This window comes from Paraburkholderia kururiensis JCM 10599 = LMG 19447 (genome assembly GCF_003986935.1).
Lineage (GTDB): Bacteria > Pseudomonadota > Gammaproteobacteria > Burkholderiales > Burkholderiaceae > Paraburkholderia > Paraburkholderia kururiensis.
In genome coordinates this window covers 1-10,520 of record NZ_RJZE01000057.1, presented here as the reverse complement: position 1 = coordinate 10,520, position 10,520 = coordinate 1, and the positions used below count along the sequence as shown (strand labels likewise).

The following is a 10,520-nucleotide window of genomic DNA, read 5'->3' as shown; positions in this document are numbered from 1 at the left end:
CGCAACAGATCGAGCATGTCTTCACGCGACGGTCGCCCGCATAGCGACTCGCCCGTCCTCCCCAAAGCCTCATCTGACAAGGGTTACGGATGGATTTTCCATTTATGGGCGTTGGGCACTTTTAGCCAAACTCGGTTGCTGTTCGATCTGCTGGCACACTCTTCAGCGCGCAGCAGTCTCTCCGAAGCCAATTCTGAATTTTACAAGGCTGTTCGACTAAATTCCATCATCGCCGGGAATCTGATGATCAGACATCGTATCCTGTGCCCGCTCGGATTTCCAACGTCGAAGGTTACGAACCAGAGTCCTCCTGTCAACGTTCAGTTTTCGCGCCACGAATCGTGCTGAGTACTCTCCAAGCAGCGCGCTTGCGCGCTCACATTGCTCATCATCAAGCGCCAATGGCCGTCCGATTTGCTTCCCACGGGCCCGCGCGGCAGCTATCCCCGCACGCGTGCGCTCGCTGATAAGGCCGCGCTCGAATTCCGCAAGTGCTGCTAGCAGGTGAAAGGTAAACCGCCCAGCGGTCGATTTTGTATCGACAGACTCTGTCAGCGAAACAACACGAACGTTGCGCCCCTCCAGGTCGCCGATGATGGACACCAGATGGCGAAGGGAGCGCCCAAGACGGTCCAAGCGCCAGACCACCAAGGTGGTGCCGGGCTGCGCCGCAGTGAGCGCCTCGCGCAAGCCGGGACGGTCAGCTCGCGTCCCGGACACCCCCTGATCTGAGTAAGTAATACTGCAGCCATACAAAATCAGTGCATCCAGTTGCAGATCAAGATTTTGCTCATCTGTTGATACACGTGCATATCCAATCTTCCTGCTCGTAGGCATCTACTTCTCCGACCTCAATGAGCGCGCCATGCGCCCACGCCGGGTCATTTGTTGCATTGTCCGGCGTCATTCGCAATAACCGCTTTCTGATCACACTATCGCGGTTAGGGCAGCGACGATACATCGCCAAACGTACCTTTCGGAGTACGATTCTGTCAAGGAAATACAATTGTAAGGCATTGATTACCTATTAGGAGAATCGTTAAATTTGCGTGGTGCGCCCATTGTATTTGCTCTGTTTCTTGTAAGGACTTATTCCGGCATTTCATATGCACGTTTTGGAGAGCGATGTTTTGGAGAGCGACGCTTTGGCGAGCGATTAGTGCACACTCAATGCATCCGGAACGATCCATAGCATATCCATGTCGTCCATCCATTGCGAAGCCGGTACGGGTCCATTTCGAGAGATGGGCCAGCGTATCGTCATTGTGCAGCAGCAGTAATCGGTATAACGGACATGCGCAGTCGATGTCCGTTATCCATGAAATCCTAGAAGATTTTCATGGAGTCCACAACGAGCCCCCGAGCAAAGATCTGGAGAACGTCAAGATGAGAACGGTTGTAAATCCCGTGATCGCGATACACAATCGCCATGTCCTGCAGGAATTTGGCAAGGTAGTGCCTTACAGTTTCTCGGTCCTGTCCGTAATCGATAGGATTTGCTGAAATCAATTTCCCTACCACGCGGCAAGTGTTAAGAAGAACTTTAATGTCTGGCGCAAAAGGTTCCGCGAACATATCGGTAACCAGGTTGAGTTCGACATCCTCGAATGATGGGAACCATATGCCCATCAGCCGCCCTCTTACTTTTCCAACAAATTCCCTAAATATTGGTGCAAATGAATTTGAAGTATTCTCGGAGTAAACGCGATAGCCGATTAAGGCTGAGTCGACGTTTGAAAAACTCCCACCCTTTTCCATGATTGATATCAGATAACCATAATCCTCAGCAACCCGAAGGGTTTCATCGAAGGATATTCCATGTCGCTCTACAAAATCCCGGCGCACCATCATGGTTCCTCCAGACAGATGGTTTGCTGCCGCAACCAAATGGGCTTTGATCCGGCTATCGGAGAGTGGAAATCGGATGAGTTGATGGGGCACCTCGCCAAATTGCTCCATATGCGAGCCCACTGCCACCAGCCTGTCACTGGCATGGAGAGCGTTCAATTGCATAGTGATTCGCTCGGGGACGGCTACATCATCGGAATCAAGCCGCGCTATAAATTTCCCGCGTGAAGTACGAAATCCAACGTTCAGAGCTCCAGAGACCCCACGATTCCTTTCCAACCGAACAATGCGGACGCGGGGATCCCATCTCGCAGCATCGAGCGCGACGCGGCCCGTCTCGTCCGTCGACCCATCATCAACAACTATTAGTTCGATCTGCGGAAATGTCTGTCGAAGAATAGATTCCACAGCCTCGCCAATGAATTTAGCCCTGTTATATGCCGGGATAACAACACTTACGACTGGAAACATATTTGTCATTCAACCGACTCCAGATCGCCATCTCAGAAGATTAACCAGATGGAAAGCGGGATCGACGATCTCCTCACAATCACCTGGACTCTGACAGACGCACTATATTTGAAAGCACCTATGACAGGGCTCAGACTCTTCATATTCCTTCAAATTGGCCCTCGCTAGAGGGATGAGCGATGTGCCACCGCAGCGGGCAACCATTCTCCCGTGCCAACCACTCGTAGTGTGGCATTAGCCGCTCGATCGAGTCTCGTAACATGGCAACGATGAACTCCTTGCTCGGACCAATATAGATCTTCTGGCGCTCGAATGCGTGACCATAGAAGACTTAATAATCGTTCAGCATGTCGGTACGATATGCAAGCGCAGTACAAAGGTCTTCAGGAAAAAAATGCCTGCCAAGCCGGTTCGGATAAGGCTGGGCAACAATGTCAGAACCTGCTGGCGTGTGTATATGCATGAAACAATCTTCGTCATTCGCACACCGCCAAGTATTGCGCCAGAGCAGGAGCACAAAAGAGGGTCGGCCGGGATTCGTGGATTTTTCGCCAAAATGGCGTTAAGTGATTGATACGAAAGAGAGAATCATCGCTCTCGCGGCGCTAAAATCCCCCTCTCGGCTGTCGACGCTATCCGTCGAGTGACTGCGCGCCGCGAAGTGCCGAGCTTATTCGACTCTTCCATGTCCCCGGCCCAACCTCGTATCGTGAGAGGAGACTGAGAAGCCTCTCGCTGGGGGCAGTGGTTGTGTATCGGCCGCCTTGGATCCAAGACTCAGTATCGAGCCATCCCATCGACTTGCCGACCTCTACCGATTCAGGATAGGTCAGCGCATAGATGGTCGCTGTCTCCGGTTGTCCGATACCCCAGACGAACGCAAACAGGAGATCCGGAAATTTCGCGTATTTTCGATCGATTGAAAACGAGCGCTGCGTCGCTGTTTTGATCTGAATCGGCACAGCCGCGAACCGTCCGATCTGCTCGTCGATGTCAAGGTATGCGATCAGATCGACGCCTCGATCGCGAGCCGGTGTTGCCACCTCAACGCCGCTGCGCAGGAGATCGTTAATCAGCCGATTCCGACCGAAAATCTCGGTCAACTGCGTATCCGTTAAACTGGGCATCCTCGATACTCCTGCACCTCAAGCTTCAGCGGTTGACGACATACACGGGCTTCGCGGTCATCAGTAGAAGAAATTGGCCGATGAGGGCCAAGACCATCAACGGTAGCCACACCCAGGCCAAGACCGAGAACAGTCCGAGTTGTGCAACCGAGCCGCCGATGCCATACATGGCGTCGGTACGGCGGATGTTTACGTAGACGAGCCAGCACGCCAGCAAAGCACCCAAAACCATCAACACGACGCCGTTCAGCGCGTCGCCGTGGCTCTGGATCGCTGAGTGCCGCCACATGTTACCGATGGCTAGCAGACCCAGTGCAGCGGCCGTGATGTAGAAAGCCGTTTTCGTGAAGAACGCGTGACCGAACTTAGCGGTGCAGTGCTGATTGAACTTCGTGATGCCCAGAACGAGTGCCGCGATGGCAGCGGCGATGACAATTAGCTTGATTACCAACATGGAGATTCCCCGAAAGATATTGTTGTCTCGCGACCGCCCGACGTGCTTGGCGCTCGCACGCAAAGCATCACGTAACGGGGGGCTCCGTCCCGGTCCGACAGCCCCCCATCGGCTAACCGCTAGTCCATCAGAAACATCAACGCCAGCGCGGTCGTAACAAAGGTTCCGCCAGCAACGTAGAAGAACCAACTCGAGCGGATGAAAGCGAGGCGCCCGCCCGGCCGATTTTCCGCCTCTTCGTCGCCAAGCCACCATTCGAGTTGCCCAATCCGGGCGTTGAAGATCGCGACAAAAAGGCATGCGAGCGCGATCAAGCAAATTGCTAGCAGCCCATCTAGCAGAAGGTCTCGCATCGTTTCAGCGCCTCAATGCCACATCAACTCGTTGAAAGCGTCGAGTTCATCCTGATAGAAGTCGAACATGACTTGCCCCGCCATGCCCCCCAGGTTACTCCCGATCGTTACCGTCGCCACGGCACAAATCGGCTCGGCCGGGCCGCAAATGAATGAAACTGCCGCACCCGCAGCGGCGCCGCCGATCATGCCGGCCGCGATGATACTTCCTTGCCGGGCAGCCTCTCTGACCTTATCCTTCGCGCGGACGATTTCGCCGACAGCAAGAACCGCCGTGAACAGGATCAACGACTTGCCCAACGCTTGCATTTTCGCTGCTGCTGCAGTGACTCGTGCGTTGTCGCGTCCCGCGGACTCGATCACGGCGTAGTAAACCGAGCCGCGTTCCGTTTCCGAAAGCGTAAGGAATGGGCGGCCAAATTGTTGCTGGGCGTACTTATTCAGATAGAAGTCAAAGCCCTTTGCGTTGAGCTTAATTTCCTGCGCCCGCGCCACTCCCTGTGGCGAAGTGAACTTGCGATATTCGATAAAGAGCTTGTCCCGCAACTGATTGCAATACTCCGCGCCCTCCTTCACGGAGATTGCGCCGCTGTCCACTTGCGCTTTGACCTCCGCTGAGACCCTCTTGATATGCGCCTGGTATTTTCGTCGAACCGCCTCGTCGCGGATCATGTCGTAGGCGATGCGATTCGCCGACTCCTCGTAGGAGTCGATTGCAGCCTGCAAGACCGAGCCCCTGAGCGGATGCTCCTGTTTTGTTTCGTAGGAGCCGTTGAAAGCAACTGGAGCGCTTGCCTGCTGCTGGGCCGTTGCTGTCTTCTGTTCTGCCATCAAACGTCTCCCATCGAACCGGACATCATTGCCGACAATAGCGACTCAGTCGCAGAGCCCGTTGCCGGGCCTTGCCCATCGAAGAGAACCTCAACCGTCGTGCACGGGCTGCCATTGGGCCGAGCAAGACTGACTGTGTTGTGCGCGTCGAAAGTCCCCGTCTCCACCGAGCCGTCGGCGAAGTGAGCCGCACAGCGCAGCCCTTCGCAACTGCCTTCGTCGCGCAAGGAGAACCCAATCCAATGCCAAGCGTCTTCTGGCGAGTCTTCAGCCGAAAGCCGCGCAACAGCCGAACTCATCCGCGCGATGTCGCCGTCGCCGATAGTTTCGGACATCGTGCGGACAACTTGGAAGACCGGCGGAGGATTACAGTCGCAAGCGTTGACGTCGCCGGAGAGCGCGTGCTGCCGCCCGTTCTCGGCTGTGCCGGCATGGCGCGGGCCGCGGGGTGAGATGTAGCCGTCCTTCTTGCAGGCATCGCACCAAGTCTTCATGTAGACGGTCGACAGTTCGACGCGCACTCCGTCCGCGCCTTGATACGTGCTTGTGGGCAAACCCTCGACGATCACCGCGGCACCCGCGCGGTCACCCTTAGCGAGAAAATATCGTCGCATCGCGCCTCCTCAGTGAAGCGCTTCGGTGTTCGCCGGCGGGGGAACGTAGTCGGGGTCGAATAATCCCTCGATGGGCTTTCCCGCGCGCTCGTTAATGCCCGCGCCGTTGTGCATGGATTTGATGATGCGATCGCCGTTGCTGAGCCGGCTGCCGACAAGCGCCAGCGGCTTGTCCAAGCAGACGGCCGCAAAGCCTGCCCCGTCGATGATATATGCCTCGCTTCCGTCCTCGTAGACGACCTTATCGCCGACACGGGCGATGGTCAGATCGGCGATTTTTGCGCCACTGCTCCCGTGAGCGACTCGCCCACCGCGCTCGGTAATCGAGCCCTCCGTCGCGAATGGATGATATTTCTCGATGACTGCTTCAGCATTTTCTTGTTGCTCGTTTTGTGCGTTTTGCATAAACGCTTGCTCCTTTTAAGAGTCGGCCTGAATTCTCGGAATACTCTCGTGCGGCAGATTGCGCCGCTATTTTGGTCGGCGATTATAGCAACTGAGCGCGCTTACTCCGTTGCATGACGCTTGGCGCAAGCGCGTACGTCGTTCGCTGTTGCGATCGGCAAGGCGATGAAATCGCGCTCCGGCATTTCGTCAAACGCCTGCGGGAACGGTAGGTAAAGCTTCACCATCCAGCGCTTGCCGCTCTTGCGCGCGGCGTATGGGTGGAGGATCTCGCCGTCCGCTGCGCGCCTATCAAAGCGCAGCACGCCTTTATTGGGATACGGGGCCGAGGGCTCCTCGCGGCGAGCCTGCATCATCTGAGTGACGACCTCGTGCGGAAAACCCGGGTGGCCAGAGGTGTCGGCTTCCTCGATTGCCGCGCGAATGGCGTCGTCTTCCGTGAGGTGACAGTCGGCTATCTTATGCTCGTCGAACACTTCTTCCGTCGCGACGTACGGCGGGCCGCGATACCAGTTCGGATCGTCGTGCGCGAGGCGAATGGCAACGATCGTGCGGGTGCCGACGTCAGTGCAGCGCCAAACGAAACCGGCCGGGCCGAGAAATTCGAGTCCAATGTGAAAGTCGGAGTGCTTCATGTCGGCGGGACAAAGAGGATGGACGGCTATTTTGGCAGAGCCGACGCTGGGGTTTTCGTGGACTGTTGTTCGCCCACGGTATGCGCGTGGCGCCGATCATCTTCCGCATGCAGTTCCGGGTTCTACGCCGGAACCGCCGAAAATTCCGTCGTTCCACATTGTGAACATCAATCGGCTTGTTGCCTGATGTGACGGACGAGATGTTCAGTCGGTAAATGCCTGCCCGAACTGCCGCGCTCGCTTGACATCATCGGTATGCAAGTAGATGGACGTGGTCGATATCGACGCGTGGCGCAAGTTGTCCCGCACGGCGCTCAGTTCGACGCCCTTGGCGATCGCGTGGGTTGCATGGGTATGGCGCATCCAGTGCGGCGAGGCCCGATGCAGTTTTTCAGCCAGCGCCGGATGGTCGTTCTCGATAATCTGCGCGGAGAGCCGGAAGAACCTGCGCATGACTTCCCACAGGCGCAGTGGCTTGATGCCGGCATTGGCGTCGTCCAGGCTGCCGATCAGGGACGTAGTCGGGTTCCAGTGGGCACGGCTCACCGGCAGCCCCCGCTCCCGCAGATACCGGTCCAGCGCGGCCCGAGCGAGCGGTGTCAGGGTCACCCTGGCTGGCTTGCCGCCTTTTCCGGTCACGTGAAGCCAGTGATCACCAGCGGCGTCGACCTCGACGTTTCGCAGGGTCGCATCGGTCAGTTCACTGATCCGCAGTCCCGTCGCGTAACCGAAATCCAGCATGAAGCGAAGTCGCTGCGCGGCGGGCGCCTGCCAGCCGTACGACCACTCGAGCCCGTTGGCAATAGTGCGCGTGAGCAGCCAATCCCCCTCGGTGAAGGCGTGTGTGGTTTCCACTGCCATGGCGCGCTTGCTCCCGCGGACCTTGATGCCGGCAAAGGGGTTGGCCACGACATAGCGCTGCTCCACCAGCCAGCGGAACATGGCGCTGAGCACGGCCAGCGCATGGGCAATCGAGCGGGCCGAGAGGTTGTCGACGAACGGGCGCCAGTCTGGCGATGTGCGCGGCCGGGGTGGACCGACCCAGCGTTCGCGTGGTGTCGGTCGGCGCAGGAACGCCCGGTAGTCGGTTGCATCGCGCGTGGTCAGCGACGACAGTGCCTTGCTGCGGGCAACAATGGCCCAGAGAATCAGCCGTTCGGCTTCCTTGCGATAGGCGCGCTGCGTGGCCGGAGATTCGTGCAGCGCAAGCCACGCCTGGACGGCGTCGTAGTCGTTGTCGGCGCCCAGGATGCAGGTCGACAATGGTGCGCGGAAGGCGCCGGCAGATCCGTCAACCTCGTGCGGTAGCCGCAGGTGTTCCCACGGCGTCACGACTGACTGCCGGTCCGCGATGATCAGTGCGTGGGCCCGTTCCGTGAGCGCCGGGTGCGCGGCAAAGAATGCCTCGATTCTTTTGGCGCTGGCCGGGCCGAGACCGGGAATGACGACCCACCACTGCCGGCGCCGCGGAATGCGCACCGTGAGTTCGGCCAGGGTCCGGATGCTGGCCGCGTGCAAGGCACGCACAGCGCGCTCAGGCAGCCAGCACGCAATGTCGTCCCCGATCTGCGGGGTCGGTAATGGCAGCGTGCGCAGCGTCTCGAGTGCCTGCGTGATGGCACGGGCATGACGCCTGCGCTTGTGGGCCAGGCATTCGAACAGCAAGGCCAGATCCAGCCGCTGCCGGCTGCGGGCGTAAAGTGCAAGTTGCCGTCGGATCTGACCGATGACGCTACGGGCAGACTGGCCATGACCGAGCTGCTCACGCAGGTACCGGCTGACGGCGTCACGCGAGGATGCGCCTTCGTACCAGGCACGCAGCGCTGCAAGCGCGTCGGCGTCGGGGAAGTCGGTCGGAAGGTCGGCGGCGGCCGGGATCGTGAGGCGTGTTTTCATGACATCGAGTTTAGCCAAGAAACGACCATGCAGAGATAATAAGGTTTATCTCTGGAGTATCATGGATTTTCCGTGTGTCCATTGAACTTCTCGATGACAACAATCCACAAAAGCGAGCGACTGACCGTCTTTTCGGATGCGGAACAGGAGGCCTTATACGGCCTGCCTGACTTCGACGATGCGCAGCGGCTGGAATACCTGGCTTTGACCGAGTCCGAACTGACACTCGCCAGCAGCCGGCCCTCCGTACCCGCGCAAATCTATTGCGTCTTGCAGATCGGCTACTTCAAGGCCAAGCACGCCTTCTTCCGCTTCGACTGGGACGAGGTCGAGGAAGATTACGATTTTGTGCTGAGCCGCTATTTCCACGACGCATCGTTCGAACGCAAACCGATCACCCGGCACGAGTACTACGCTCAGCGCGAGCAGGTCGCTTCACTGTACGGCTATCGGCCGTGGACGGTTGCCTTCCTGCCGCAACTCGCGCAGAAGGCCGCGCAAATTGTACGCCGCGACGTGACGCCCGGATTCATCGCCGCTGAGCTCATCGTGTGGCTCAACGAACACAAGATGATTCGGCCCGGCTACACGACCTTGCAAGAACTGGTCAGCGCAGCCCTGTCCGACGAACGTCGACGACTGGGCAGCTTGCTCGCAGACGTATTGGACGAATCAACCAAAGCCATACTAGACCAGCTTCTGGTACGCGACGATACCCTGTCGCAACTGGCAGCGCTGAAACAGGACGCCAAGGACTTCGGCTGGCGTCAGATGGTCCGCGAACGCGAGAAGCGCGCCACGCTGCAGCCGTTGCACGAAATTGCCAAGACGCTGCTGCCCCGGCTGGGTATCTCACAACAGAACGTGCTGTACTACGCGAGCCTGGCGAATTTCTATACGGTCCACGACCTACGCAACCTGAAGGCGGACCAGACGCAGCTCTACCTGCTGTGCTATTCCTGGGTACGTTTCCGACAGCTCAGCGACAACCTGGTCGATGCGATGGCCTTCCACATGAAGCAGCTTGAGGAAGAAAGCAGTGAAGGCGCGAAGCAGTCCCTCGTCGCCGAACAGGTAAAACGCCATCGGGAAACGCCGCAGATCGGTCGCCTGCTGTCGCTCTACGTAGACGACAGCGTAGCCGATCCAACGCCGTTCGGCGAGGTGCGTCACCGCGCCTACAAAATCATGGCAAAAGATGTGCTGCAAAATACGGCACAACGCATGACTACAAAGCCACTGAGTCAACTGGCACTACACTGGCTGGCAGTGGATAGTCTGGCCAAACGTATTCGCCGTCACCTACGCCCCTTGTACGTCGAGCTCGATTTTGTCGGGACATCCCCAGATAATCCGTGGCTCGCGGCGCTGGCCTGGGTCAAGGAGATATTCGCCAAACAGCAACGTCTGTCACAACGACCGCTCGCCGAATGTCCCGCAGCCACGCTGCCAAAGCGCTTGCGGCCATACCTGCTGATCTTCGGCGCCGATGGCCAACCGACCGGCTTGCACGCCGATCGCTACGAATTCTGGTTGTACCGCCAGATCCGCAAGCGCTTCCAGTCGGGTGAGATCTACCTCGACGACAGTCTGCAACACCGTCACTTCTCCGACGAGCTTGTTTCGATGAGCGAGAAATCGGACGCGCTGGCGCAGATGGATATCCCGTTCCTTCGGCAACCCATCGATAGCCAGCTCGATGCGCTGGCAGCCGAGTTGCATACACAATGGCTCGCCTTCAACCGGGAGCTGAAACAAGGGCATTGTCAAGTTGCCGATGCAGGCATGTGCCAATGCGGTATGTGCAGGAGTCCTGCTGATTATTGGGCAATGCCCGTCGACCCTGTGACAGTCCACTGGAACCAGCTGGACAGACGTGCCCGCAG

At 58.0% G+C, this 10,520-nt stretch carries 11 protein-coding genes; 1 reads left to right on the top strand and 10 read right to left on the bottom strand.

Annotated elements, in window-relative coordinates:
- Window positions 1-216: 216 nt before the first annotated feature.
- From PKKP23_RS32780 to PKKP23_RS32735, 10 genes are all read right to left on the bottom strand, one after another.
- Window positions 217-837, bottom strand: a complete 621-nt coding sequence (locus tag PKKP23_RS32780) for a recombinase family protein (protein WP_126880003.1) — start codon at window positions 835-837, stop codon at window positions 217-219.
- 489 nt (window positions 838-1,326) lie between these two features.
- Entirely contained in the window at window positions 1,327-2,328 is a 1,002-nt protein-coding gene (locus PKKP23_RS32775; protein ID WP_126880002.1) for a glycosyltransferase family 2 protein, read from the bottom strand.
- Between the two features lie 623 nt (window positions 2,329-2,951).
- Window positions 2,952-3,422 (bottom strand): hypothetical protein, encoded by a 471-nt coding sequence (locus tag PKKP23_RS32770; RefSeq protein WP_126880001.1) that lies wholly within the window; start codon window positions 3,420-3,422, stop codon window positions 2,952-2,954.
- A 49-nt stretch (window positions 3,423-3,471) separates the two neighbouring features.
- Entirely contained in the window at window positions 3,472-3,900 is a 429-nt protein-coding gene (locus tag PKKP23_RS32765; protein ID WP_126880000.1) for a hypothetical protein, read from the bottom strand.
- 119 nt (window positions 3,901-4,019) lie between these two features.
- On the bottom strand, window positions 4,020-4,214 hold the full coding sequence (locus tag PKKP23_RS32760) for a hypothetical protein (RefSeq protein ID WP_126879999.1): 195 nt from the start codon (window positions 4,212-4,214) through the stop codon (window positions 4,020-4,022).
- 51 nt (window positions 4,215-4,265) lie between these two features.
- Window positions 4,266-5,084, bottom strand: a complete 819-nt coding sequence (locus PKKP23_RS32755; protein WP_168724617.1) for a hypothetical protein — start codon at window positions 5,082-5,084, stop codon at window positions 4,266-4,268.
- Window positions 5,084-5,698, bottom strand: a complete 615-nt coding sequence (locus PKKP23_RS32750) for a PAAR domain-containing protein (RefSeq protein ID WP_126879998.1) — start codon at window positions 5,696-5,698, stop codon at window positions 5,084-5,086. The genes PKKP23_RS32755 and PKKP23_RS32750 overlap by 1 nt, the downstream gene beginning before the upstream one ends.
- A gap of 9 nt (window positions 5,699-5,707) precedes the next feature.
- On the bottom strand, window positions 5,708-6,103 hold the full coding sequence (locus PKKP23_RS32745) for a PAAR domain-containing protein (protein ID WP_126879997.1): 396 nt from the start codon (window positions 6,101-6,103) through the stop codon (window positions 5,708-5,710).
- Window positions 6,104-6,204: 101 nt separating this feature from the next.
- The gene (locus PKKP23_RS32740; protein WP_126879996.1) at window positions 6,205-6,738 is read right to left on the bottom strand and encodes a hypothetical protein; all 534 of its coding nucleotides are present in this window, start codon (window positions 6,736-6,738) and stop codon (window positions 6,205-6,207) included.
- A 204-nt stretch (window positions 6,739-6,942) separates the two neighbouring features.
- Window positions 6,943-8,634, bottom strand: coding sequence for a site-specific integrase (locus PKKP23_RS32735; RefSeq protein WP_126880004.1), 1,692 nt, complete (start codon window positions 8,632-8,634; stop codon window positions 6,943-6,945).
- A 93-nt stretch (window positions 8,635-8,727) separates the two neighbouring features.
- On the opposite strand from PKKP23_RS32735, the gene PKKP23_RS32730 reads away from it, so the two are divergent.
- A partial coding sequence (locus PKKP23_RS32730) for a DUF4158 domain-containing protein (protein WP_240659262.1) occupies window positions 8,728-10,520 on the top strand: 1,793 nt, incomplete at its 3' end.

Coding starts and splice junctions, on each gene's coding strand:
- PKKP23_RS32780 (WP_126880003.1), bottom strand. CDS start 837: ATGCCTACGAGCAGGAAGATTGGATATGCACGTGTATCAACAGATGAG.
- PKKP23_RS32775 (WP_126880002.1), bottom strand. CDS start 2,328: ATGACAAATATGTTTCCAGTCGTAAGTGTTGTTATCCCGGCATATAAC.
- PKKP23_RS32765 (WP_126880000.1), bottom strand. CDS start 3,900: ATGTTGGTAATCAAGCTAATTGTCATCGCCGCTGCCATCGCGGCACTC.
- PKKP23_RS32755 (WP_168724617.1), bottom strand. CDS start 5,084: ATGGCAGAACAGAAGACAGCAACGGCCCAGCAGCAGGCAAGCGCTCCA.
- PKKP23_RS32750 (WP_126879998.1), bottom strand. CDS start 5,698: ATGCGACGATATTTTCTCGCTAAGGGTGACCGCGCGGGTGCCGCGGTG.
- PKKP23_RS32745 (WP_126879997.1), bottom strand. CDS start 6,103: ATGCAAAACGCACAAAACGAGCAACAAGAAAATGCTGAAGCAGTCATC.
- PKKP23_RS32740 (WP_126879996.1), bottom strand. CDS start 6,738: ATGAAGCACTCCGACTTTCACATTGGACTCGAATTTCTCGGCCCGGCC.
- PKKP23_RS32735 (WP_126880004.1), bottom strand. CDS start 8,634: ATGAAAACACGCCTCACGATCCCGGCCGCCGCCGACCTTCCGACCGAC.